The sequence below is a fragment of the Rhodococcus sp. NPDC056743 genome, assembly GCF_042790355.1.
GTDB lineage: Bacteria > Actinomycetota > Actinomycetes > Mycobacteriales > Mycobacteriaceae > Rhodococcus_F.
Genome location: NZ_JBHTZI010000010.1, coordinates 72697 through 96205 on the forward strand (window position 1 = coordinate 72697; position 23509 = coordinate 96205).

Genomic DNA, 23509 nt, shown 5'->3' on the forward strand with positions numbered 1-23509 from the left:
GTCTGCCTTACCTTTGTGCTTGATTGTTGTGCGTTTCGTGTTTCACCGATGTTGGAGATTGTCGTGAGTCTTGTGTTCGGCGAGGTGCTCTTCAAGGAGTACGTAACCCCGGGAATGGTTCGGATCGTGTTCGGCGGGGAGGGTTTGACCACGTTTCGAACAACCGGTATCGGTGACGAGTATCTTCGCCCCCATTTCCCGGTCCCGGCAACCGGTAAATTTGTTCTGCCGGAGGAAGATCCGGACGCACCACGTGGTTGGCGTTACCCGGAAGGGCAGGAGGCTTCGCCGTGCCAGCCGTACACGGTGCGACGGTTCGATTCCGAAACCAGCCGTATGACTGTCGATTTCGTGGTTCACGACGGCGGAATTGCCAGTGATTGGGCACAGGGAGCCGCGATCGGTGACGCGTTGGCGATCGGCGAGTCCCGTGGTCTGTACGAGCCCTCGGCCGACGCGTGCTGGCAGGTGTTGGTCGCCGACGCGACCGGACTCCCGGCTCTGGGCCGCCTGATCGAACAGTTGCCTCCCGGTATGTCGGCCAAAGCGATAGTCGAGGTGGTGGACGAGTCGCACCGCCAGCACATCGAATCGGCCGCGAATGTCGAGTTCATCTGGTTGGTGGGCAGTGGCAACGGCATTGCGCCGTCGAAACTTCCGGATGCAGTGCGCGCACTGAAACTGCCCACCGAACCTGGATACGTCTGGGTAGCCGGGGAGAGCACGATGCTGCGCGATATCCGCAAGTACCTCCGGCACGAGCTGAAGTTGCCGGCGCAGCAGTACAAGGTTATCGGCTACTGGACGTACAAAGCGGAAATATGGAATGCGAAGTACGAAGCGCTCGACGAAACCATTCGCGCGCAGTTGGATGCGGCGTGGCAGTCCGATCGAGACGAAGAGGACATTCGTGACGAAGTCGAGAAGACCCTCGAGAGCGCGGGCTTGTGACTACTGCAGTCGACGAAAGTGAGAAGACTGCGGAACTGATCGACGAATCACTGGCCGAGAAACAGAAACAACCCGCCGGGCTCGTCGAAACGAATTCTCGCCGAACCCTCGGACTTGTTATCTGCCTGGCAGTTCTCGGATGCGTTGTGCTGGTGAGTATCGCGGTCGGATCGAAGACCATTCCGTTCGGCACCGTCGTCGACGCGTTGGTCAACTACGACGATTCCAACGATCACGTGATCATCCGTGATCTGCGACTGCCCCGCACTCTGCTTGGCCTGCTCGTCGGTATGGCGTTGGGTGTGGCCGGCGCACTGATCCAGGCAATGACCCGAAACCCGTTGGCGGACCCGGGAATTCTCGGTGTCAATGCCGGTGCGGGATTTGCGATGGTGGTTGCCGTCGCGGTGTTCGGGTTGACCAGTATCTGGTCGTATATCTGGTTTGCGTTCATCGGCGCGGTGATCGCGACCGTCATCGTGTACGCGCTGGGATCGATCGGACGAGGTGGTGCCACACCGATCCGGCTCACACTCGCCGGCGTGGCAATCGGATCGGTGTTGGGCGGCATCTCGTCCGGAATCACCTTGCTCAATCCGACGGCATTCGACCAGATGCGTCAGTGGAACGCCGGTTCTCTCAGCGGTCGCTCCCTGGACATCGTGCTGGCTGTGACACCGTTCATTCTGATCGGGCTCGTCCTGGCTCTGGCTCTGGCGCGACAACTCAACGCTGTTGCTCTCGGTGACGATCTGGCGCGCTCACTCGGCGCCAACATTACCCGCACGCGCGTCATCGGGGTTGTTGCCGTGACCCTGTTGTGCGGTGCGGCTACTGCTGCTGCCGGTCCGATCGGGTTTGTCGGACTGATGGTTCCACACGTTGCCCGCTGGTTCGTCGGACCGGATCAGCGCTGGATACTTCCGTACACGATGGTGTGCGCACCGATTCTGCTCCTCGCCTCCGATGTGGTCGGGCGAATCGTGCTGCGCCCCGGTGAGCTTCAAGTGGGGATCGTCACGGCCTTCATCGGTGCTCCGGTACTGATTCTGCTGGTGCGTCGAAGCAAGGTGAGCGGCCTGTGAGTATCGACTTCGGGCGCCCCACCACGGTGGTGCGCTCACCCAAGGAGGGCTGGTCGGCGCGGATCGACGTTCGCACGGTCACCGTGTGCGTTGTACTTGTTGTCATCGGGTTGGGTGTCGGCGTCATCGCCCTGGGGAGCGGCGATTACCAGGTGCCGATCGCTGATGTCTTGGGAGCCTTGTTCGGTGAGGCTCCGGCGCGAATCCACATGGTTGTCGTGGAATGGCGTCTGCCGCGGGTGTTGTTGGCGTTGATGCTCGGTGCCGCATTGGGTATGAGTGGTGCGATATTCCAATCGCTCACCCGAAATCCGTTGGGCAGCCCCGACATCATCGGCTTCAATTCCGGCGCGTACACCGGCGCGCTTGTGGTCATTCTGCTGGTAGGTGGAACGTACTACGAGATCGCGGTGGGCGCGCTGGTCGGCGGAATCGCCACTGCGGCTGTCGTATACCTGCTCGCGTACAAACGCGGTGTACAGGGTTTCCGTCTGATCATCGTGGGCATCGCGATCAGCGCGATGCTGGGATCGGTCAACACCTGGCTGATCCTCAAGGCCAAACTCGACGACGCGATGGCGGCCGCAGTGTGGGGAGCCGGTTCGTTGAACGGTCTGGGCTGGACCCAGGTGTGGCCGGTTGTTGCAGTCCTGGTTGTCCTGGTTCCGCTGATCCTGGTGTTGGGCAGGCGGATGCAAATGCTCGAGATGGGCGACGACGCGGCCAAGGCGCTCGGGGTTCGAGCCGAACCCACGAGGTTGTCGTTGGTGGTTCTCGGTGTCGCGCTGACGGCGATGGTGACGGCGGCGGCCGGTCCTATCGGGTTCGTCTCGCTCGCCGCACCACAATTGGTACGGCGACTGACCGGTAGTGCGGGTGTGACGCTCTTGCCTTCGGCCGCAATGGGTGGGGCTCTGTTGATGATCAGTGACTGGGTCGCGCAGCGAGCATTTGCCCCGACGCAGTTGCCCGTCGGAGTAGTGACCGTGTCCATCGGCGGCGTCTATTTCGTCTGGCTCCTCGCACGTGAGGCCCGCAAGCAGTGACCGAAAGAACGAGGAAGAGCGTGAACGAAACCAGCGGGCAGAAGACAAGTCGGCTGCGCGCCGAGGACGTCACGATCGGGTACGACAAGCGCATCATCTCGCAGAACCTCAACGTCGACATCCCTGACGGCGGCTTCACCGTCATCGTCGGGCCGAATGCCTGCGGCAAATCGACGCTCCTGCGGGCGTTGTCTCGCTTGCTCAAACCGAGCACCGGCACGGTCTTGCTGGACGGTAAGGCGATCACGTCGTATCCGGCCAAGGAAGTTGCTCGCAGACTCGGGTTGCTGCCGCAGACGTCGATCGCGCCCGACGGCATCAAGGTTGCCGATCTTGTTGCGCGAGGCAGATATCCGCATCAGAAGTTGATTCGGCAGTGGTCGCGTGAGGATGAGGCCGCGGTCATCACTGCGATGGAGGCCACGAAGGTCACGGACTTGTCTGCCCGTCTCGTCGACGAATTGTCAGGTGGGCAGCGTCAACGAGTGTGGGTGGCCATGGTTCTTGCGCAGCAGACGCCGCTGGTGCTGCTCGACGAGCCGACTACCTTCCTCGATATCGCGCATCAGATCGAATTGTTGGAACTGTGCCGCGATCTCAACGAGAACGACGGGCACACCTTGGTGGCGGTGCTGCACGATCTGAATCACGCGTGCCGCTACGGAACTCACATCATCGCCATGAAGAACGGCGCGGTCGTGGCAGAAGGCCCACCGGCCGAGATCATCACGGAAGAACTGGTGCAGGAGGTGTTCGGCATGGCATGCCGCATCATCGACGACCCTGTTTCCCATACGCCGCTGGTCATCCCGCTGGGACGGGAGCGGCAACAACGCATCGAAGGAGCACAGGTATGACACTCGTCCTGGATACGCAGGTCACCGATTTCGAGTGGGCGCAGATTGTCGATCGTATTTCGCGACGTCAATTCTTCGGTGGCGCAGCGGGTATGGCAGCGGTGTTGGCATTGAGCGCCTGCGGAACCTCCGATGCGGAATCCGATTCGGCCGGCGACACTGCGGCGTACACGTGGGCGGAGTTCAGCGGGGACGTTCCGCGGAACCCCAAGTGTGTGGTGGTTCTCGACGGGCGGGTGGATCTCGAGTTCGCGATGATGATGGACTACCCGATCGTGGGGTCGGGCAATTTCTGGTTCCCCAACGAAAAGGCCGGCTTTCAATTTCCGGGACGGGTTATCGAGGACGCGAGCTTCGTCAACGTTGCCGGTGATTTCTCGACCAACTTCGAGGCAGTGCTCGGCCTCGATCCCGATCTGATCGTGATGACGTTGATCGGATACACGAGCGACTGGTACGGCAACGAGCGGTTGGCGTCCATCGCGCCGTTGCTGGTAGTCGGAGACGATATCGAGCCGATCGCGGGACACCCGGTTGATTGGCGGGGCGCGTTGCTGGCGCAGGCACGCCAACTCGATCGTGTTGCCGTCGCCGAGGCATCCATCGCCGAGTACGAGCGCAAGCTCGCCGAGTTGCGCCCGTTGTTGCAGGACAAGCTCGGTGGGAAGAAGCTGATCTTCGGCGTCCAGACGCCGGCGGGTTTTGTTGTGCACCAGCGCAATTTGCGAATCAGCGTGGCGCTGGACGCCGGGCTCGATGTTCTGTTCCGCGACGACGACAATGCCGAGAACTCATTCGAGGTGTCGTTCGAGCAGCTCGACGTATTGGCGCCGGCCGACCTGATCATCGCGCAGGCCAGAAACCAGGAAGCGCTGGACGTCATCAAGGCGCAGCCGACCTGGCAGCGCTTGCCGGCTGTGCAAGCGGGCAATGTGATCACGACGGACGCGCGGTACAACCAGGGATTTGCGCTCACATCGGCGATCTTCCTCGACGTTCTGGCGGATGCTGCCGGGCGCTTCTGACCCCGGCTCGACTCACGCCCGTTCGCACGCAGGGGACCCCCACCACGATCACCCGTTTGGCAGCTCGCTTCTACGACGAGGATTCAGGGGAAGTGCGTGTCCGCGGCGTGGACGTATGTAGCCCCACGACTGCCACCTCATGGCGCAACTCTCGCTCGTGCTCCAGGACGTGTATCTCTTCGACGACACGTGGATGGCCAATATTCGAGGTGTTCGAGGTGGCTCGCATCGCCGGTGTCGCTGAAATCGCCCTGCGACTCCCCGGTAGTTGGGACACCCGCGTCGGCGGGGGGAACAGCACTGTCCGGCGGTGCGCGTCAGCGTGTGTCCATCCCGCGGGCGTTGCTCGAACGAGCGCGGATCGTGTTGCTCGACGACGCCACCTTGCTTGTGATCGCGCACAAACTGTCGGCGGTGGTGGCGGCTGATCAGATCGTTGTACTCGGGGACGATGGATCAATCGTCGAAGTGGGTACTCACGACGTGTTGCTCGCGGCCGGCGGCAAGTATGCGGATTTCTGGGATCAACGTCACCGCGCGGCGGGATGGAGGTTGGTGGCAGGCTGAGAGGTTACACGGACTGGAAAGTAGACGGGGCGGCCTTCGACTCTGTCGACGGAGGACATCGTCGAGGCTGCCCTGGCCGGAGATCCGAGCACCCTGACGATGCCCGGTGTGGCAAAACGCTTGGGTGTCAGTCACTCTGCGCTGTACCGATATTTGCGGACCGTGAAGCTCGCTACGCGCCTGCGCGGATCATGTTGTGCGCCTGATGGTGTGGCCGGACACCGATAAACCCTGGCGGGAGTTTCTCCGTGAGCTCTGCAACGTGTTGTGGCCCTCCTTCGAGCGTCACCCCGGGCTGGCTCAGTGTAGGACTCACCGTTCCGGGAACTCCGCCCGCGATAGTGGAAGTTGTCGAGAAACTGGACGGGGCACTGATGGCACAAGGAATTCCCGCGCGCGATGCATTGCTTGCTGTCGATTTCGTGTCCGAGGTCACGATGACGCAGTTCGCGATGATGGCGGCGTTCGACAGCACGGTCAGCACTGCCGATTCACGTTCCGCGCGGCAGGCGTACCAGGACAGTTGGACTGCATCCGATGCTCTGACGGAGGGGCTCGGCGACGAATCGACGTGGCACGGGCGGGGTTGGCTCGACGACAAGATCACGATCATGCTCGACGGCCTCGAAAGGCGTGTGGTCCGGTGAGTTATCTACTAACTTAGAAGGTAATGCCCGATTCATTCCGTTGCGGGTTATGGTTCAGATTGATTCGGGTGGTTGCTCCACGAGAGGCGAGGATCATGGATCTCGAAGCGATTGTGCACATTCAACGGCTCAAGTACCGATATGCGCGTTCGTTGGATACTAAATCCTGGGTCGAATTCGCAGACACGCTGACCGTTGACGCCACCGCAATCTACGGCGAGCAACTCAGTTTCGACTCCCGTGATTCTTTTGTGTCCTTCCTCGAGAACACTCTCGGCGCCCACGTCATCACCGAGCACCAGTGTGGGCAACCGGAGATCGACGTCGACGGTGACACTGCCACCGGGGTGTGGTGCCTCGCCGATACCGTCGTGGTGCCGGAGGACGGCATGCTGATGCGCGGTTCTGCTTTCTATCACGACAGGTACGCCCTGTGCAGTGACGGTAAGTGGAGAATCTCGCATACCAGCTACGAGCGGACCTGGGAGTCGGTGATGTCGCTGTCGGACATGCCGAGCTTTCGGCTGACGTCGAACAAGTGGGCCATGTTGCAACCGAACTCCTACGGGAACTCGATTCCGGCTGTGTCCGCCGGGTGACGGGCGAAAATATCCGGTCCTGGATTCGGGGATTACCCGCTCTGACCGGGACACCGCCGCAGGCCCCGTCGACATTTCCCGACCGTCCGAACGACCTGTTCGTCAGCTGGCTGCGCGAAGCCGTCGCCGCCGGTGTTCGTGAACCGCACGTATGCGCGCTCGCCACCGTCGACGAGAGTGGTGTTCCCGATACCCGGTATTTGATCCTCAAAGATGTGACGGACGCCGGGTTTTGGTTCTCCGGTAGCTCGGATTCCATGAAGGGGATTGAGCTGCAGGCGAATCCGCAGGCGGCGTTGGCGTTCTACTGGCGCGAGCAGGGGCGTCAGATCCGAGTCAGGGGAGCAGTGAAAACGGAAACCGGGCCGGTCAGGGACAGTGACTTCGTCGAGCGCTCCGTCACCGCCAGAGCCGTGGCAGCAGCGAGCCGGACAAGTCAGGTCCTGACCGACCCGGAAGAGTACAACCGACTTGTCGAGGCAGCGGCGGCGCACATCGAGAAAGATCCCGGCTTCGTAGCCGAGAACTGGCGTGCGTGGTGCCTGGTTCCCGACACAGTCGAGTTCTGGCAAGCGGACCAGGGCCGTCGGCACCAGCGCTGGCAGTATCGCCGCACCGGTGACGGCGGCTACCTCCGCGAGGTCCTGTGGCCGTGACAGCTCGAGCTACGTCGCGCTGATCTCCGGAGACACGAGGTTGACGACGATGGACTGCCCGCCGAGTTTTGCGTGAATCTCGGGATGCTCGAACCCCGACGAGAGCAGGTAGCTGCCGAGCATGGTTAATAGTTCGTCCAGATCAACCGTCGGATCCGACGAATGCGCGCTGGACGGGGACGCCTGGTTGGCAAGAAGTTCGGTGTGGGTGAGTCGTCCGGCGACACGAACCGCGGCTACACCCATGGCGTCGCGTCGGACAACGGTGCGGCTGCGAGTTTCGAGGTTGCGCGACGATTCACGTGAGGGCGTCGGTGTTGCGGCAGGCATGGACTGGTCCTCTCCGCTGCTGTGTGCTGCGGTGCTGTGAGTAGGGACTGCAGGGCTGTGAGTAGGGACTGCAGGGCTGTGGTTGGGGCGTTCGGTGCTGTGAGTCGGAAGTGCGAAGCTGAAGGCGTCGGTCGGCTTGCTTGACGCAAAGTTGGCTGTGGCAGTCGAACTGCCGGAGCCGTTGGTGAGTCCACCGTTAGATCCATGTGCGGAACCGTTGGCGGCCCCGTTTGTCGACCCGTTGCTCGACCCGGTGGGACTGCTTGCTCCATGCGAAGTCTTGTCTTCCATCGTGCGCTCCTGATGCTGTGTGCTCCCAATACCCGTAAACAAACCGGGTCCGTAAACAGACCGAGCCCGTAAACAGACCATGCCCGTAAACAGACCATAGGTTTGCACAGTTTCGGCAAACATACCAGGAGTCGGTTTTTCCTCACACGGCTTCGCGATGATCGCTACACGTGGACGGCAGTGCGCCGTTGAATCTTCAGCCACGCGAGGAATCCCCACACGACAAAGAAGGCGTAGACGAGATAGAGGATCGCCGACGGGTAGTAGCCGGCGCGGAAGAGCAGCGGAACACCCACTGCGTCGACGCCGATCCAGATGAGCCAGAACTCGGTCCAGCCGCGGGCCATGCCGTACGTGGCAAGGATCGAACCGGTGAAGATCCAGGCTTCTGCCCACGCGCCGTACGAGCCGAGGACTGTGAATACCCACGCGAAAATCGCTGTGCCACTTGCCATGACGGCGATCATCGCCAGACGTTCCCGGGTGCTCGCCCAATGCGGCAATACTGCGTCACCGGAACTGCGTGCACCGCGCCGCCACTGCATCCACCCGTAGATACTGACGGTGATGAACAGCAATTGACGGCCGGCCTGGCCGTACAGGTTGAGCTCTTGCGGCGTGTGGAACAGCGCACCCATGAACACGGTGAACAACAAGGCATTTCCGGCGATACCGACAGGCCAGGCCCACACTGATCGCCGGGCTCCGGCTATTGCCGAGCCGATGCCGAAGGTGTTCCCGATGATCTCCCGCCACAAGATCGTGGCGCTGCCGATGTGTAGTTCGGCGTCGAACAGCGCCTCGATCAGGCTCATCAGTCCGCAGCAGCGACGAGTGGTTCGAGCGTCAGATCAGGGAGTTCCTTCTGGATGTACTGCAGGCGCCACTTGTCACTGACCAGAGCGAGCAGGACACCGTCCGAGCGGGTGAAGACCTCGACGCCGCGTTGACGGTTGAGCTCGACTTCGGATGCGGCGTCGGTACGTCGGGCCAGTGCGTAGCCGAGTGGCTCCATCTTTGCTTCGACGTTGAACTCCGCCTTCATTCGAGCTGCGACGACCTCGAACTGCATCGGGCCGACGGCCGCCATGACGGGGGAGGCGTCGCCGCGAATGTCGTTGCGGAGAATCTGCACGACGCCTTCGGAATCGAGCTGGTCGACGGCACGGCGGAACTGCTTGTACTTTCCGGCGCTCTCGGCGCGCAGGATCGAGAAGTGTTCCGGCGCGAAGGACGGGATCGGCGGGAATTCGGTCTTCTTCTCGGTGTACAGGGTGTGGCCGGGTGCGAGCGCGGTGGCGTTGACGAGGCCGACGACGTCGCCGGGGAACGCGGATTCGACAGTGGAACGCTCACGGCCGAACACAGTCTGCGCGTACTTGGTCGTGAAGGGCTTGCCGGTCTGCGCGTGGGTGACGACCATGCCGCGTTCGAACACGCCGGAGACGATGCGCATGAATGCCAGACGGTCACGGTGTGCGGTGTCCATACCGGCCTGCACCTTGAAGACGACCGCGCTGAACGGATCGGTGACCTCGCGCGGCTTGCCGTTGATGTCGTCGCGGGCGCGCGGCGGCGGCGCCAACTCGACGAGGGTGTCGAGGATCTGACGGACACCGAAGTTGAGCATCGCGGACGCGAAGATCACCGGGGACGTCTGCCCGGCAAGGAACATTTCCTGATCGTGGTCCTGGCCGGTAGCCGAGAGCAGCTCACTCTCCTCGGCCGCGGTCTCCCACTCGGAGCCTTCCTTGGCAAGCGCGGCGTCGGCGTCCATGACCTCTTCGGGTGCGATCTTCGCGCCGCCGGCGGTGCGGGTGAACCGGACGTACTCGCGAGCCTCGCCGTCCTCGCCGCGTCGCAGCAGGCCGCGGAAGTCGCCGGCGATACCGACAGGCCAGTACAGGGGAGTTGGTGTGAGGCCGATGCGCTCACTGATCTCGTCCAGCAATTCGAGTGGGGTCTGGCCCGGACGGTCCCACTTGTTGATGACCGTGATGACCGGGATGCCGCGGTGGCGACACACCTGGAAGAGCTTGAGCGTCTGCGGTTCGAGGCCCTTGGCGGCGTCGATGAGCATGACGGCCGCGTCGACGGCAGTCAGGACGCGATACGTGTCCTCGGAGAAGTCGGAGTGACCGGGGGTGTCGACGAGATTGATGACGTTGATCTGATCGTCGGGTGTCTCGGACGAGTGGTAGTTGAACTGCAGCGCGGTGGAACTGACAGAGATGCCGCGGGCCTTCTCCATTTCCATCCAGTCCGAGACCGTGGACTTGCGTCCCGCCTTGCCGTGGACTGCGCCGGCTTCGGAGATCTTCTTTGCGTGCAGAGCCAGCGCTTCGGTGAGCGTCGACTTACCGGCGTCGGGGTGCGAGATGACGGCAAAGGTGCGACGACGTGCAGCTTCGGCGGCAAGGCCCTTCGCGCTGACCGGAGCGGATGTGGCACCGGTGTCGGACTGGACAGTCGAGTCGGTGGGGACAGTCGAGTCGGACGGGGTAGTCAACGAAGAGCCTCTCGCAGTGGGAGCAGTGGGCGTAGCGCGAAAAAGCACGGGTGCGGACGCACAACAGAAAAAGGATACTCGCCCACGAATTGGCGGTAACACTCGGCGAACTTTGTCGGATTATCCAGATAGGTGTGCGCGGGATCACATGGCGGTTTCGGCGACTGTATTCAAGCGTTCTGAGGAGCTGCGTTGAGCAAATTCACCGACGAGATGTACAAGAGTGCCGCTATCGGCGATCACGGCATGGTGACGGGCGAACCGGATCACCCGCTGCGGCAGACCTGGGGCGACATTCATCGGCACGCGCGAGCGATGGCGGGTGCGTTGGCCGACTCCGGGATCGAGCACGGAAGCGCCGTCGGAATCCTGGCCGGTCAACCGGTCGACATCGCGCCGGCCTGTCAGGCGAGTTGGATGCGCGGCGCTTCCGTGACGATGTTGCATCAGCCGACACCGCGAACCGATCTGGCGGTGTGGGCGCAGGATACTCAGAAGGTGATCGACATGATCGCCGCGCGGGCCGTCATTGTCGGAAGCCCGTTCGATGCGGCACAACCACTTCTCGAAGCGAGCGGCATCACGGTGGTGACGATCGACGAACTGCGGGCCGGGCAGGCGATCGATCCGGTCGACACCGCGGAATCGGATATCGCTCTGCAGCAGTTGACGTCGGGATCCACCGGTTCGCCGAAAGCTGTGCAGATCACGCACGAGAACTTCTACGTCAACGCGTACGCGATGGTCAACCGCATCAAGTTCTCGATCGACGAGGACGTCATGGTGAGTTGGCTCCCGCTCTTCCATGACATGGGCATGGTCGGATTCCTCAGTGTTCCCATGCAATTGGGGGCCGAGGTGGTCAGCATCACGCCGATGGACTTTCTCCGCAGTCCGATCCTGTGGGCGGAGCTGATGGGAAAGTACGGTGGAACGGTCACAGCCGCACCGAATTTCGCGTACTCGCTACTTGCCCGACGCCTAGCCCAGGCGGAGGACGGCGCAGTGGACCTCGCCACTGTCCGGTACATGTGGAACGGCGCCGAACCGGTCGACCCCGACACCTTGGACGCCCTCGCCCGGGCCGGTGCACGGTTCGGATTGAATCCGACGGCGCTCGCACCTGCGTACGGAATGGCCGAGACCACTCTGGCCGTTTCCATCCCAGATCCGGGTCAAGGTGCGATCGTCGACTACGTGGATCCCGATTTCCTGGATGCGATGTCGCGGGCAGTTCCCTCGAACCGTCCCAACGCGCGGGCGCTCGCGACTCTGGGGCGACTTGTTCCGGACTTGGAGGGCCGCGTCGTCGACGGCGATGGGCAGGTGCTGCCGGCTCGGGGCGTCGGAATCATCGAGGTCCGAGGCAAGGCCGTCACACACGCCTACATCACCACCGAAGGTCACCGATCCGCGCCTGGTGTCGACGGCTGGTTCAACACCGGCGACGTCGGCTACCTCACCGAAGAGGGCCTCGTCGTGGTCTGCGGGCGGATCAAGGACGTCATCATCATGGGCGGCCGCAACGTGTATCCGACCGACATCGAGCGTGCTGCGGCGACTGTGGTCGGGGTGCGCCCCGGAAATGCGGTGGCGGTGCGACTCGACGCCGGTCAGAAGCGTGAGAGTTTTGCCGTTGCCGTCGAGACCAACGCATTCGAAGATCCTGAGGAAGTTTCCCGCATCGAGCACGACGTTATCCGCGCCGTGTTCACCGAAGTAGGTCTGCGGCCACGCGCCGTCGCTGTTTTGGGGCCTGGCACTATCCCGAAGACGTCGTCGGGAAAACTACGACGGTCCAACTCGGCGGCACTGATCGGCAAGTAACCGTCAGTGCAGGCGGTTCTGCGCTGCTTCCAGACCCAGCTCGAGGAGTAGCTCCACCGCGTCCGCGGCCTCTTCGCAGACCAGATCGAGTTCTTTGCGCTCGGCCGCGGAGAACGGTTTGAGCACGTAATCAGCCGGGTCCATCCGGCCAGGCGGACGACCGATACCGACGCGGGTGCGCAGGTAGTCCTTGGTGGACAGTGAACTCGAGATGGAGCGCAAACCGTTGTGGCCACCCTCGCCGCCGCCCAGCTTCAGGCGGATGGTTCCGAAATCGAGGTCCAGTTCGTCGTGAACGACGATGATGTTCGACGGATCAACCGAGAAGAACCGGGCTAGGCCCGCCACGGCGGCACCGGAGAGATTCATGTACGAGCGCGGCTTGCCGAGGATGACGCGTCGGCCCGCCAAGCGGCCTTCGACGATCTCGGCCCCACTCTTCTTGTGCGCGTTGAACTTTCCACCCATCCGGCCCGCAAGGGTGCCGGCCACCATGAACCCGATGTTGTGGCGGGTCTTCTCGTACTGCGGGCCGGGGTTACCGAGTCCGATCACCAGGGCTGTATCTGTGCTCATCGGAATTTTCCTTTACCGACCGGGGGAGTGGACGCGCAAACGGCGCGTCACTCCGAAATTCGGAATGACGCGCCGCTCACAAGCTGAGTTCTCGAGGAGAACGCGAGGATCAGGCCTCTTCGGTTGCTGCTTCTTCTTCTTCGGAAGCTTCGGCAGCTGCTGCGGTGACGTTGACGATCAGCACGTCTGCATCTGCCTGCAGGGTTGCGCCCTTGGGGAGCTCGAGCTGGCTTGCCAGGATCTGGGTGCCGGCTTCGAGGCCCTCGACCGAAACCTCGATCTGCTCGGGGATGTGCAGCGCGTCAGCCTCGAGGGAGATGGTAGCGGCATCCTGAGCGACCATGGTGCCGGCAGCTGCGTCACCGGTGACGACGACGGGAACGTCGATCGTGACCTTCTCGCCCTTCTTGATGACCAGGAGGTCGGCGTGCTCGATGTAGTTGCGGATGGGGTGCACGACGACCGACTTGGTCAGTGCAACCTGCTCCGTGCCGTCGATGTCGAGGGTCAGCACAGCGTTGGTGCCGTGTGCACGGAGGATGGAAGCGAAGTCGCGAGCGACGACGTTGAGGTGCTTCGGGTCTTCACCGTGGCCGTACAGAACCGTGGGGACCAGGCCGTCGCGGCGTGCGCGGCGAGCTGCGCCCTTGCCGAATTCGGTGCGGACGACAGCGACGAGGTTGTTCTCTTCAGACATGATGAAACGGCTCCTACAACTCACGGGGTTCGTGCTCGGTTTACTGACGTGTGGTTCTGTCGGCGACAGATTCTGCCTGCGGCAAGCGGACAGGCGCGCACACGGCCAGGAGCGAATCGCTCGAGCTGAGCCGTAGCCGCGTCGATCACGGAAAACCTGCAGTTAGTGGAACAGCTGCGATTCACCCTCGCCGAGACAACGTTCCATACAGTACCGGAACTCGTGCGCCGCCGCGAATCGCCGCACGAGTTCCGGTTTACCTACCCCGTTCTAGGAGCGAGCGGCGCTGATTCCGGCGCGACGCCCGAAGAAGCTGCCGTCGCCGAGGCTGGTTCCGCTGGCGTAGCCGCCCGCGCAGACGCCCGACGTGCAGCGACCCGCTGCGAACAGTCCGGGGATCGGCTCACCGGACACGTGCAGAACCTCGGAATCGACGGTCGTCTTCAACCCGCCGAGCGTGAAGCCACCGGTGCGGCCGCGCAGGTCGATCGCCGCGAACGGGCCGACGATCGGCTTGACCCACTCGGACTTCTTGCCCAGTAGCGGATCGGAGTTCGCCGCGGCGTGACGGTTGTAGACGTCGACGGTGGATTGCAGCGCGCCGACGGGCAGGCCCATCTCGGCTTCGAGTTCTTCGACGGTTTCGGCTACCCACGTGGGCTGGGCGCGCAGCTGATGGGTGGCACTTTCGGCGACGACGCCTTCTTCGTAGGACGCTTCGTCGATGACGAGGAAGGCCTGATTGTCCTGCTGGAACAGCGTTGCCTGACCGATACGTCCGGGATACGTGTCTTCGGCGACGTACCGCTGGCCGCGACCGTTGACAAGGATGCCGCGCACCATCAACTGGGGGTCGCAGAAGAACGCGACCTCGGTGGCGTCCATGTGGGCGGTGTCGGCGCCGAGTGCCTGACCGATCCGGATTGCACGGCCGTCGTGTGCCTCGATCGAGGCGGCGGGGTGACCGAAGATCCGCGGGGCGTTCGAACGCACCATCTCGTTGTTGTAGGCGAAACTGCCCATCGCAAGAACAACACCCTTGCGGGCGCGGATCGCAACGTCCTTGCCGTAGCGCTTGGCGACGACGCCGACCACCCGGGAGCCGTCGACCACCAGAGTTTGGACGCGCAGATCGTATTCTGCTCGCACGCCCAGCTTTTCGGCAGTTTCGACGAGCGGCTTCATCAGCATGTAGCCGCCGCCCTGCTCGCCGCTCTTCTTGTTCGACATCTGTGGGACGTGTCCACGCGGGGCCGGTTGCACCAGAGCATTGAACGGTGCCGCATTCTCGCCGCCCGAGTACGCGAGACCGTCGTCGTACGGCGGCTCCCAGCCCGGCTGACCCCAGAACGATTCCTTGAAGGGGACACCGGCGTCGACGAGCCAGTTGTAGTGGTCGACGCTGCCCTCGCAATACGCGTCGATTTTCGCGTCGTCGGTTCCGGGGCCGAGTGCCGCTTTCATGAACGTCTTCATGTTGTCGACAGTGTCGTCGAATCCGCATGCCTTCTGCAGCGGAGTGCCGCCGCCCAGGTAGATGAAGCCGCCGGCCAATGACGCGGCGCCGCCCCAACCGCCGGTTCGCTCGAGGACGAGCACGTCAGCGCCCGCGCGGGCAGCTTCGACGGCCGCGGTGACTCCGGCGATTCCGTAGCCGGCGACGACAACGTCGGCTTCGAAGTCCCAGGTGGTGATATCGGAAACGGAAATCGGGGAAATGGTGGCGTCGGCCATGGGCGGCGTCCTCTCGCAAAAACGAACTGATCAGGTGAGAGTCAAGATTTGCAGCTCCGTTCGACTCCTGCCCGATGTGATCCCGGTCATCGGGAGACGCTCGAGTCCCGCACCGCGCCGAGAAAGCTGTCCAGGTCCCTCTCGTCGACAAAACAGTGCGGAGACGCTCTGACCACGGCGTCGAGACCGCGCGCGGTCATGTCGAGGAGCGTCGATCCGCGACTGCTCACCGTGACGGTGATGTTCTGCGCCGCAAGTCGACTGCGAACTTCGGTCGCAGGAACCGCGTCCAGGGTGAACGAGACGATGCCGCTGAGGGCGGGGCCGTGATCGTGGACGGCGACCCCGGACATCGCACCTAGCCCGGCTCGAAGATAGTGCGCCCTCGATTCGATCTGCTGTGCAACGGTTTCCGTTCCCAGCGCCAAGAGATAGTCCGCGGCGGCCCCGAGTCCGAGGCGAGCCGCGACGCTGGTTTCCCACAATTCGAACCGGGTGGCATCCGGCGCGGGCACGTACGCGTCGGCGTGGGTCCAGTTCGCTCCGTGCAAGTCCATCGCGGCCGGTTCGAGCGCGGTCGCCAGTCCGGGACGCACGTACAGAAAGCCGGTTCCCCGTGGACCCCGAAGCCACTTGCGTCCCGTAGCGCTCAAGGCGTCGACACCCAGGGCGGCCACGTCGATGGGGAGTTGGCCTACCGACTGGCACGCGTCGAGGAGAACCAGCGCGCCGTGGCGCGCGGCCAGTTCGACAACCTCACGGACCGGGTTGACCAGTCCGCTGTTCGTGGGTGCGTGAACAACCGAGATGACGCGGACGCGGTCGTCGAGCATCGCTTCGAGTGCGTCGAGGTCGATCCTGCCGTCGTGATCGCTCGGGATCACCTCGACCTTCGCGCCGGTTGATCGCGCCCGGCCCAGTGCGGCAATGGCGTTGCTGGCGTATTCGACACCGCAGATCAGCACGCGGTCACCCGGGTTCAAGGGCACTGCGCCGAAAAAGTCGTTCCAGGCGCGGGTTGCGCTGTCCGTCAACGCGATATCCGAGGGCTGGGCGCCGATCACCCGGGCCAGTGAATGGGGAACCGCAGCCAGGGCATCGCTGCGGCGATCCGCGGCGACGTAGCCGCCGACGTCGGCTTCCAGGCGCAGATGCTCGATCATCGCCGTCAACACAGGTTCCGGCGGTAGGGAGGATCCGGCGCTGTCGAGGAACACCTTGTCGAGGCACCCAGGGGTGTCGCGGCGGATCGCGGTGAGGTCGAACATGGCACCATCCGTTCACTTCGGTGTGGTTCAAAGGCTCTGTGAACGAAGCTATACCGATGGACCGCACCCTGGGGACATTCGACGCCGTGGTGATCGGTCTTGCCGCGATGATCGGTGCCGGAGTGTTCGTGGTGTTCGCGCCGGCAGCGGCAGTAGCGGGCACGGGATTGATGTTCGGTCTGGTAGTCGCGGCAGGTGTGGCCTACTGCAATGCGACGTCGTCGGCACAACTCGCCGCGCGGTATCCGACCTCCGGCGGGACGTACGTCTACGGACGTGAGCAACTCGGACCGTGGTGGGGATTTGTCGCGGGGTGGTCGTTTGTGATCGGGAAGACCGCCAGTTGCGGGGCGATGGCGTTGACCTTCGCGACTTACGTTGTACCCGAACCGTATCGGAAGCTCGTCGCGGTAGCGCTGGTGGTGGTGCTGGTTGCGGTGAACTACCGCGGTGTCACCCGGACGGCGCAGATGGCGCGAGTGATCGTCACGTTGTCCGTGACGGCGATCGGCGTGGGCTTGTGTGTTTCGCTGTGGGGGCCAGGCGCGCATCGCGTCATGCCCGAGTTCGGTGTCGGTTCCTGGTACGGGGTTCTGCAGTCCGCGGGACTGCTGTTCTTTGCCTTTGCCGGGTACGCCCGCATCGCGACGCTGGGGGAGGAAGTCCGGGATCCTCGACGCACGATTCCACGCGCGATCCTGATAGCGCTGGGCATCGCGGTTGTCGTCTATGCCCTGGTGGCGATGGTTCTTCTGGTGACCCTGGGGCAGGAGAGACTGGCTCGGTCGACCCGTCCGCTCGCGGATGCGGTCGCTCTCACCGGGTGGGGGTGGGCCGAACCGATCGTGGTGGCCGGTGCCGCCGCCGCATCAGCCGGTGCACTGTTGGCGCTGATCGCCGGCGTGAGCCGAACCGCGATGGCGATGGCTCGCGAACGAGATCTGCCACGGACTTTTGCGGCGATTCACCCGCACTTTGCGGTGCCTCATCACGCGGAACTGGCCGTCGGTGCGATAGTGATCGCGCTCGTCTTGACGGTCGATCTTCGTGGTGTCATCGGGTTTTCGTCGTTCGGGGTGTTGTTGTACTACCTCGTGGCAAATGTCAGCGCCTATACCCAAGGACGCGCGGATCGGATGTTCCCGCGACTGCTGCAGGTTCTCGGAGCGCTCGGATGTGCGGTTCTGGCGTTCACGCTGCCGATATCCGCCGTCGCGGTGGGGACAGGTGTTGTTCTTCTGGGTTGTGGGTATCGGTGGATACGATTGAAAAAATTTGGCGACACGTAACACGGCAAAGGGTGCAATTGGTGTGTGTGGGCTCTATCGTCGGTACAACCGCTAGAGCACGCGTACCGCTAGACATACCCAAAGGGGAAGTCGAATGGCAACCGCAGTACTGGACACTACGCTGGACTCGCGTCCCGCCGCCGAGGCATATATCGGCGGGGTGTGCTTCAAGCAGGGCCCGCCGCGACTGGTCGGGACCGAGGTCGAATGGCTGACCAGGGACGCCGGTGGTGGCCGCCCGTCACTCGAGGCGCTGGCCCGCGCGCTGGGAAAACATACGCCCACCAGCATCGACCCTCGCTCGCCCGGCGCTCCACTTCCCGGCGGCAGTTTTGTGACCGTCGAACCGGGCGGTCAGATCGAACTCTCCTCGGCGCCGCGCACGTCAGCGCGTGAAGTATGCGATTACCTGAGCGAAGATCACCGCGTGTTACGTGCGCTTCTGCGCGATCAGTCCATCGAGATGTACGACGGGTCGGCGGATCAGCAGCGTCAACCACAGCGCTTGCTGCGATTGCCCCGATACTGCGCCATGGAACATCAATTTTCCTCTATCGGGCCGTACGGCGCCCTCATGATGTGCAACACCGCCGCCGTCCAGGTGAGCGTCGATGCGGGTGGCAGCCAGGAAGCCATCGCACGGCGGTGGCGGCTCCTCGGTGACATCGGGCCGGCTCTGATCGCCGCATTTGCGTGTTCGCCGCAGTTGGAAGGCATTCCGCGAGGGGCGTGGGCTTCACAACGCATGCGGACGTGGCTCGAACTCGACGCCAGGCGCACTATGCACGTTGTCGACGCGGCCGATTATGCGCAGTGGGCTTTGAACGTCCCGCTGATGTGTGTCCGGAACGGTACCGACGACTGGACGGCGCCGCGGGGCGCCACGTTTGGAGACTGGATCGACGGGGCACTCGAAGCCGACATTGGTCGTGCGCCCACGTCCGAGGATCTGGACTACCACCTGTCCACCATGTTTCCGCCGGTTCGCGCGGCCGGACATCTGGAGGTGAGGTACATCGACGCTCAACCCGGGGATCTGTGGCGCGTGCCGATCGCTGCGATCGATGCGCTGCTGTCCGGGCCTGCGGTGATGCAGGAAGCCAGCGATGCCGCGGTGTCGACGGCGGGCCGCTGGCGTGATGCCGCGGAATATGGACTGGTGGACGTCGAACTACGTTCGGCAGCAACATCTCTGATGTCACTCGCGGCATCCTATGCGCCTGATCCTGAATTCGTTCGTCTCCTCGATCGTGCAGCCGAGCGATGTTGTCGGGGCCTGCCACCGGTCGAGGGAAGCTGATGTCGACGGAGGTCACCAAGGAGGCTGTCGAGGCCGTTCTGGAGCGGGCGCGAGCGCGTTCGCTGCTGCTCACGGATTGTGTCGACGACACCGAGTTGATCGCCCAGCACTCGCCTCTCATGAGTCCGCTGGTGTGGGATCTTGCTCATATCGGCAACCAGGAGGAACTGTGGCTGGTGCGCGACGTGGGTGGACGAGAGCCGGTACGGCGCGACATCGACGACATGTACGACGCGTTCAAACACTCACGGCCGACGCGCCCCGAGCTTCCGCTGCTGGACCCGGCCGAATCTCGTCAATACATACGTACGGTTCGTGGCAAGGTGTGGGACGTCCTGGCTGACAGCAACTTCGACGGAAATCCGCTCGAACGCAGCGGTTTTGCGTTCGGCATGATCGCCCAGCATGAACAGCAACATGCTGAAAGTATGCTCGCAACACACCAATTGCGTTCCGGCCCTGCGGCACTCGTAGCCACGCCCGCTCCCACTGCGCGGCGTACGCCCGTTCGTGACGAGGTGGTCATTCCCGCCGGGCCGTTTGTGATGGGTACCGATGACGAACCGTGGGCACTCGACAACGAGAGAACTGCTCATCAGGTGTATCTCGGTCCCTTTGCCATCGATCGCTTCCCGGTTACCAACGGCGAGTTCATCGAGTTCATCGACGACGGTGGGTATTCCCGGCCCGAACTGTGGTCGCGGGCCGGGTGGCGTCATCGTGTCGACGCCAACCTCACTGCGCCACTGTTCTGGGAACGCGACGGATCAACGTGGTGGCAGCAGTCTTTCGGTACCGACAGCCCGGTAGCAGTTCGGCGTCCGGTAGTTCACGTCAGCTACTTCGAAGCCGAAGCCTATGCAACCTGGGCCGGCAAAAGGCTTCCCACCGAAGCAGAATGGGAGAAAGCTGCGCGGTGGGATCCCGAATCCGGGCGGTCCCGACGGTTCCCGTGGGGCGATACCCCACCGGACGAGACTCGCGCCAATCTCGGCCAGCGGCACTTGTCGCCGGCTGATGCGGGGGCATACCCCGATGGTGCGTCGGCGTACGGAGTGCAGCAGTTGATCGGGGACGTGTGGGAATGGACGTCATCCGGTTTCCACCCGTATCCGGGTTTTCACGCATTTCCGTACCGTGAGTACTCCGAGGTGTTCTTCGGCGGTGACTACAAGATGCTGCGTGGCGGTTCGTTCGGTACCGACAGCGTTGCGTGCCGTGGCACCTTCCGCAACTGGGATCATCCGATCCGGCGGCAGATATTCTCCGGATTCCGGTGCGCCAGAACATTGTCCGGGCACGTCTGATATGTGCCGACATCTCGGCTATCTCGGACCGCCGCGTTCCGTCCGAGATCTCTTGCAGGCCGGAACCCATTCGTTGGTGAAGCAGTCGTGGGCGCCCCGTGAGATGCGCAAGGGTGGAACCATCAACGCCGACGGTTTCGGTGCGAGTTGGTGGACGGACGGGCAGTTGGGTCGGTATCGAAGTAGCATCCCGATATGGTCGGATCCCACTGTGGAGGAGACACTTTCACATATTCGCAGCGGATCGGTGCTGGCGGCAGTGCGTTCCGCGACCGAGGGGATGGCCGTCGAGGTCGGTGCGTGCGCTCCCTTTGCCGACAACACCTATGCGTTCAGTCACAACGGCGCCCTGACTGGTTGGCCGAGTTCGGTTGCCGCCCTTGCCCAGGAGGTTCCGACTGCCGCGCTGCTGACCATGTCGGCGCCAACAGATTCGGCGCTGCTGTGGACCCTGTTGCGTCATCGCTTGCAGAACATGTCGGTGGAAGCCGCGGTGACCACCGTCATTCACGACGTCGAAGCAGTGGCAGTAGGTTCGCGTCTGAACCTCCTGCTCGGTGACGGGAACGAATTGTGGGCCAGCACATGGGGCCATACGTTGTACGTACTCGTCGACGAGTTGCAGGCACTGATCGCGTCCGAACCTTTCGACGATTCACCCGGGTGGGAACAAGTTCCCGACAGGCACCTGGTCTGTGCCCGCCCCGGCCATTTGATCATCACCCCGATTCCGATGGGAGAACGATGAGCACCCCGATTCTCGAAATCTTTCTGACTCCGGAAGATCTTGTCGAGCAATTACGGTCCGACGCACGCTCCGGGTTGACCGCACGGTCGAAATGGCTTGCGCCGGTGTGGTTCTACGACGCCCGCGGCAGTGAACTCTTCGAGCAGATCACCGAACTGCCGGAGTATTACCCCACTCGAACGGAACGCGCCTTGCTGGCCGAGTGCGCCGGGGAGATCGCATCGTTGACCACACCGAAGATGCTGATCGAGCTGGGTTCAGGTTCCTCGGACAAGACTCGTCTCCTGTTGGATGCGATGGCTGATTCACTGCACACCTATGTACCGCAAGATGTTTCGGTGACTGCCTTGGAAGGCGCAGCCAAGGCGATCAGTGCGGAGTTTTCGGACATCGACGTCATCGGGGTGGTCAGCGACTTCACCGGTTCGCTGCATCATCTTCCCAGCGGAGGTAGGCGAACGGTCGCGTTTTTGGGCGGCACGCTGGGGAATCTGATTCCTGACGAGCGCGCGGAGTTCCTCGCCGGGATCGCCGAGGTTCTCGGCCACGGTGAGAGCTTGATCCTCGGAGTGGGGTTGGTGACCGATCCTGCCGTGCTGGTTCCCGCGTACGACGACAGCGCGGGAGTAACGGCACAGTTCAACCTCAACGTGCTCAGTGTCCTGAACAAGCAACTCGGCGCGAACTTCCCGTTGGAAGCCTTCCGGCATGTAGCGCTCTGGGATGCCGACAACCAATGGATCGAGATGCGGCTGGAAGCCCTCCGCGATCTTTCGGTGCGGATCGAAGACTTGGATCTGGACATCACCTTCGCCGCGGGCGAGCACATGCGCACGGAAATTTCTGCGAAGTTCACCGTCGACGGGATCACTGCCGAGTTGGAGGATGCGGGTTTTCGGTTACAGAAGGTGTGGACCGACGCCGATCAGCGGTTCGCGCTGCTGTGCGCGGAGCGAGCCTAGATGTTCACTCAGCGACTCGCGGCGCGGGTTTCCGCTTCCAGAGCCAACTTCGGTGCACTCAGATCCGGCCGTGCTGTCGTCACCGTTGCGACCATCGCGATTCTCGCGATCCCGGTGACGCAGTGCTCGGCTCAGACACTTCCATCCGGGAGCCTCGGATCTGCCGGCAGCAGCCCGGAAGTCCCCACCGAGGACACGTTGCCTGAACTCGCGGTCACCACAGTTCTCGACGGACTGGACCATCCCTGGGATGTCGTGGCGGCACCCGACGGTGCGATTGTGACCGGGCAGAGATCGGGAGGATTCATTGTTCGCCGAAGCGACGGCTCGACCGGCCCCGTCGCAGCAGATCTCTCGGACCTCTATGCCCGATCCGAAACCGGTCTCATGGGAATCGCGCTTGCCCGTGACTTTGCTCAGTCCCGCACCCTGTACACGTGCCAGGGATTCAGCGCCGGGGGAGTGACGGACATTCGGGTGATCTCGTGGACAGTCGACGCCGGTTGGACCGAACTCACGCGAACCGGAACCGTGTTGTCCGGCCTCCCGGTCTCGTCGGGGCGGCACGGCGGGTGCCGGATTCTTGCCGCCGAAGACGGAACGCTGTTCGTCGGCACGGGCGACAGCGCAAATCCCGGTGTTCCGCAGGATCCGAACTCGCTGGGCGGCAAGGTCTTGCACGTCAACACCGACGGCACGCCCGCGGCGGGCAACCCCAATCCGTCGAGTCCGGTGTACACACTCGGTCACCGGAACGTTCAGGGATTGGCCGTTCAACCCGGAACCGGCAGGTTGTATTCGGTGGAGCAGGGCACCAGCGTCGACGACGAGCTGAATCTCCTGACCCCCGGCGGAAACTACGGTTACCGACCAGATCGCTTGCCGGGAACATACGACGAGTCGGTGCCGATGACCGATCCGTCCCGCGTGCCCGGCGCGATCGAAGCAGTGTGGAGTTCGGGTAACTCGACTCTGGCAACCGCGAGCGCGGCATTTGTCTCGGGCCCGCAATGGGGTCAGTGGGACGGCAGCGTTGTCATCGGCGGACTCAAGAGCAAGGAACTGATCTTCCTGCGACTGAGCGGCGACGGCCGGAGCGTCGACGCCCAGGCGTACGGGTTGGAAAACCAGTACGGACGTCTGCGTTCGGTCACGCCCACGGCAAACGGATCGCTTCTCGTCACCACGGACAACGGCGACAACGACAGCGTGCTCCTCGTGACGCCGTCTCCGTAGTC

At 63.1% G+C, this 23509-nt stretch carries 22 protein-coding genes and 1 pseudogene; 16 read left to right on the forward strand and 7 right to left on the reverse strand.

Features of this window, described 5'->3' with window-relative positions; translation table 11 throughout:
- The first annotated feature begins 63 nt into the window (after positions 1-63).
- The 9 genes and pseudogenes from ACFRFQ_RS22920 to ACFRFQ_RS22960 all read left to right on the forward strand — a co-directional run bounded on the left by ACFRFQ_RS22920 (position 64) and on the right by ACFRFQ_RS22960 (position 7433).
- Positions 64-951 (forward strand): siderophore-interacting protein, encoded by an 888-nt coding sequence (locus tag ACFRFQ_RS22920; RefSeq protein ID WP_378662678.1) that lies wholly within the window; start codon positions 64-66, stop codon positions 949-951.
- The gene (locus ACFRFQ_RS22925; protein WP_378662681.1) at positions 948-2036 is read left to right on the forward strand and encodes a Fe(3+)-siderophore ABC transporter permease; all 1089 of its coding nucleotides are present in this window, start codon (positions 948-950) and stop codon (positions 2034-2036) included. The genes ACFRFQ_RS22920 and ACFRFQ_RS22925 overlap by 4 nt, the downstream gene beginning before the upstream one ends.
- A complete protein-coding gene (gene fepG / locus ACFRFQ_RS22930; RefSeq protein ID WP_378662684.1) occupies positions 2033-3082 on the forward strand; it encodes an iron-enterobactin ABC transporter permease in 1050 nt (349 codons plus the stop codon). The genes ACFRFQ_RS22925 and fepG overlap by 4 nt, the downstream gene beginning before the upstream one ends.
- Positions 3083-3102: 20 nt before the next feature.
- Positions 3103-3939, forward strand: a complete 837-nt coding sequence (locus tag ACFRFQ_RS22935; protein WP_378662686.1) for an ABC transporter ATP-binding protein — start codon at positions 3103-3105, stop codon at positions 3937-3939.
- The gene (locus tag ACFRFQ_RS22940; protein WP_378662689.1) at positions 3936-4964 is read left to right on the forward strand and encodes an ABC transporter substrate-binding protein; all 1029 of its coding nucleotides are present in this window, start codon (positions 3936-3938) and stop codon (positions 4962-4964) included. Before ACFRFQ_RS22935 ends, ACFRFQ_RS22940 begins: the two co-directional genes overlap by 4 nt.
- A gap of 41 nt (positions 4965-5005) precedes the next feature.
- A pseudogene (locus ACFRFQ_RS22945) lies at positions 5006-5531 on the forward strand (ATP-binding cassette domain-containing protein); the annotation flags it as partial.
- A gap of 248 nt (positions 5532-5779) precedes the next feature.
- On the forward strand, positions 5780-6178 hold the full coding sequence (locus tag ACFRFQ_RS22950; RefSeq protein ID WP_378662692.1) for a hypothetical protein: 399 nt from the start codon (positions 5780-5782) through the stop codon (positions 6176-6178).
- 95 nt (positions 6179-6273) lie between these two features.
- Complete coding sequence (locus tag ACFRFQ_RS22955; RefSeq protein ID WP_138873650.1) at positions 6274-6777, forward strand: nuclear transport factor 2 family protein; 504 nt, start codon at positions 6274-6276, stop codon at positions 6775-6777.
- On the forward strand, positions 6774-7433 hold the full coding sequence (locus ACFRFQ_RS22960) for a pyridoxal 5'-phosphate synthase (RefSeq protein ID WP_378662696.1): 660 nt from the start codon (positions 6774-6776) through the stop codon (positions 7431-7433). The genes ACFRFQ_RS22955 and ACFRFQ_RS22960 overlap by 4 nt, the downstream gene beginning before the upstream one ends.
- Positions 7434-7442: 9 nt before the next feature.
- Here ACFRFQ_RS22960 and ACFRFQ_RS22965 read toward each other — a convergent pair whose 3' ends face one another.
- From ACFRFQ_RS22965 to ACFRFQ_RS22975, 3 genes are all read right to left on the reverse strand, one after another.
- A complete protein-coding gene (locus ACFRFQ_RS22965; RefSeq protein ID WP_378662699.1) occupies positions 7443-7763 on the reverse strand; it encodes a hypothetical protein in 321 nt (106 codons plus the stop codon).
- Between the two features lie 455 nt (positions 7764-8218).
- Positions 8219-8869: a nicotinamide riboside transporter PnuC gene (pnuC, locus tag ACFRFQ_RS22970; protein WP_378662702.1), complete on the reverse strand. Its 651-nt coding sequence runs from the start codon at positions 8867-8869 to the stop codon at positions 8219-8221.
- Positions 8869-10563, reverse strand: a complete 1695-nt coding sequence (locus ACFRFQ_RS22975; RefSeq protein WP_378662704.1) for a peptide chain release factor 3 — start codon at positions 10561-10563, stop codon at positions 8869-8871. The genes pnuC and ACFRFQ_RS22975 overlap by 1 nt, the downstream gene beginning before the upstream one ends.
- 192 nt (positions 10564-10755) lie before the next feature.
- Here ACFRFQ_RS22975 and ACFRFQ_RS22980 point away from each other — a divergent pair, with 192 nt between their 5' ends.
- The gene (locus tag ACFRFQ_RS22980) at positions 10756-12390 is read left to right on the forward strand and encodes a fatty acyl-AMP ligase (RefSeq protein ID WP_378662707.1); all 1635 of its coding nucleotides are present in this window, start codon (positions 10756-10758) and stop codon (positions 12388-12390) included.
- Between the two features lie 3 nt (positions 12391-12393).
- Here ACFRFQ_RS22980 and pth read toward each other — a convergent pair whose 3' ends face one another.
- From pth to ACFRFQ_RS23000, 4 genes are all read right to left on the reverse strand, one after another.
- The gene (pth, locus tag ACFRFQ_RS22985; protein WP_378662710.1) at positions 12394-12966 is read right to left on the reverse strand and encodes an aminoacyl-tRNA hydrolase; all 573 of its coding nucleotides are present in this window, start codon (positions 12964-12966) and stop codon (positions 12394-12396) included.
- Positions 12967-13075: 109 nt separating this feature from the next.
- Positions 13076-13663 (reverse strand): 50S ribosomal protein L25/general stress protein Ctc, encoded by a 588-nt coding sequence (locus tag ACFRFQ_RS22990; RefSeq protein ID WP_378662712.1) that lies wholly within the window; start codon positions 13661-13663, stop codon positions 13076-13078.
- A 270-nt stretch (positions 13664-13933) separates the two neighbouring features.
- Positions 13934-15397: an FAD-dependent oxidoreductase gene (locus ACFRFQ_RS22995; protein ID WP_378662714.1), complete on the reverse strand. Its 1464-nt coding sequence runs from the start codon at positions 15395-15397 to the stop codon at positions 13934-13936.
- An 86-nt stretch (positions 15398-15483) separates the two neighbouring features.
- Entirely contained in the window at positions 15484-16665 is a 1182-nt protein-coding gene (locus ACFRFQ_RS23000) for an aminotransferase class V-fold PLP-dependent enzyme (protein WP_378662716.1), read from the reverse strand.
- Between the two features lie 56 nt (positions 16666-16721).
- On the opposite strand from ACFRFQ_RS23000, the gene ACFRFQ_RS23005 reads away from it, so the two are divergent.
- The 6 genes from ACFRFQ_RS23005 (at position 16722) to ACFRFQ_RS23030 (ending at position 23507) form a co-directional block, all read left to right on the forward strand.
- Complete coding sequence (locus ACFRFQ_RS23005) at positions 16722-17954, forward strand: APC family permease (protein WP_378662719.1); 1233 nt, start codon at positions 16722-16724, stop codon at positions 17952-17954.
- Between the two features lie 94 nt (positions 17955-18048).
- Complete coding sequence (egtA, locus tag ACFRFQ_RS23010; protein WP_378662722.1) at positions 18049-19254, forward strand: ergothioneine biosynthesis glutamate--cysteine ligase EgtA; 1206 nt, start codon at positions 18049-18051, stop codon at positions 19252-19254.
- The gene (gene egtB, locus ACFRFQ_RS23015) at positions 19254-20561 is read left to right on the forward strand and encodes an ergothioneine biosynthesis protein EgtB (RefSeq protein WP_378662725.1); all 1308 of its coding nucleotides are present in this window, start codon (positions 19254-19256) and stop codon (positions 20559-20561) included. The genes egtA and egtB overlap by 1 nt, the downstream gene beginning before the upstream one ends.
- A gap of 1 nt (position 20562) precedes the next feature.
- Positions 20563-21309 carry an ergothioneine biosynthesis protein EgtC gene (gene egtC, locus ACFRFQ_RS23020; RefSeq protein ID WP_378662728.1) on the forward strand — a complete coding sequence of 249 codons (747 nt, stop codon included), beginning with the start codon at positions 20563-20565 and terminating at the stop codon, positions 21307-21309.
- Positions 21306-22271, forward strand: coding sequence for an L-histidine N(alpha)-methyltransferase (egtD, locus tag ACFRFQ_RS23025; RefSeq protein ID WP_378662731.1), 966 nt, complete (start codon positions 21306-21308; stop codon positions 22269-22271). Before egtC ends, egtD begins: the two co-directional genes overlap by 4 nt.
- Positions 22272-23507: a PQQ-dependent sugar dehydrogenase gene (locus ACFRFQ_RS23030; protein WP_378662734.1), complete on the forward strand. Its 1236-nt coding sequence runs from the start codon at positions 22272-22274 to the stop codon at positions 23505-23507. It abuts the gene before it with no gap.
- Positions 23508-23509: the final 2 nt, after the last annotated feature.

What these genes read in the sequence shown, in the direction of transcription:
- ACFRFQ_RS22940 (WP_378662689.1), top strand. Translation starts at nt 3,936, where the DNA reads ATGACACTCGTCCTGGATACGCAGGTCACCGATTTCGAGTGGGCGCAG.
- ACFRFQ_RS22955 (WP_138873650.1), top strand. Translation starts at nt 6,274, where the DNA reads ATGGATCTCGAAGCGATTGTGCACATTCAACGGCTCAAGTACCGATAT.
- ACFRFQ_RS22965 (WP_378662699.1), bottom strand. Translation starts at nt 7,763, where the DNA reads ATGCCTGCCGCAACACCGACGCCCTCACGTGAATCGTCGCGCAACCTC.
- pnuC (WP_378662702.1), bottom strand. Translation starts at nt 8,869, where the DNA reads ATGAGCCTGATCGAGGCGCTGTTCGACGCCGAACTACACATCGGCAGC.
- pth (WP_378662710.1), bottom strand. Translation starts at nt 12,966, where the DNA reads ATGAGCACAGATACAGCCCTGGTGATCGGACTCGGTAACCCCGGCCCG.
- ACFRFQ_RS22990 (WP_378662712.1), bottom strand. Translation starts at nt 13,663, where the DNA reads ATGTCTGAAGAGAACAACCTCGTCGCTGTCGTCCGCACCGAATTCGGC.
- ACFRFQ_RS22995 (WP_378662714.1), bottom strand. Translation starts at nt 15,397, where the DNA reads ATGGCCGACGCCACCATTTCCCCGATTTCCGTTTCCGATATCACCACC.
- ACFRFQ_RS23000 (WP_378662716.1), bottom strand. Translation starts at nt 16,665, where the DNA reads ATGTTCGACCTCACCGCGATCCGCCGCGACACCCCTGGGTGCCTCGAC.
- ACFRFQ_RS23005 (WP_378662719.1), top strand. Translation starts at nt 16,722, where the DNA reads ATGGACCGCACCCTGGGGACATTCGACGCCGTGGTGATCGGTCTTGCC.
- egtA (WP_378662722.1), top strand. Translation starts at nt 18,049, where the DNA reads ATGGCAACCGCAGTACTGGACACTACGCTGGACTCGCGTCCCGCCGCC.
- egtB (WP_378662725.1), top strand. Translation starts at nt 19,254, where the DNA reads ATGTCGACGGAGGTCACCAAGGAGGCTGTCGAGGCCGTTCTGGAGCGG.
- egtC (WP_378662728.1), top strand. Translation starts at nt 20,563, where the DNA reads ATGTGCCGACATCTCGGCTATCTCGGACCGCCGCGTTCCGTCCGAGAT.
- egtD (WP_378662731.1), top strand. Translation starts at nt 21,306, where the DNA reads ATGAGCACCCCGATTCTCGAAATCTTTCTGACTCCGGAAGATCTTGTC.
- ACFRFQ_RS23030 (WP_378662734.1), top strand. Translation starts at nt 22,272, where the DNA reads ATGTTCACTCAGCGACTCGCGGCGCGGGTTTCCGCTTCCAGAGCCAAC.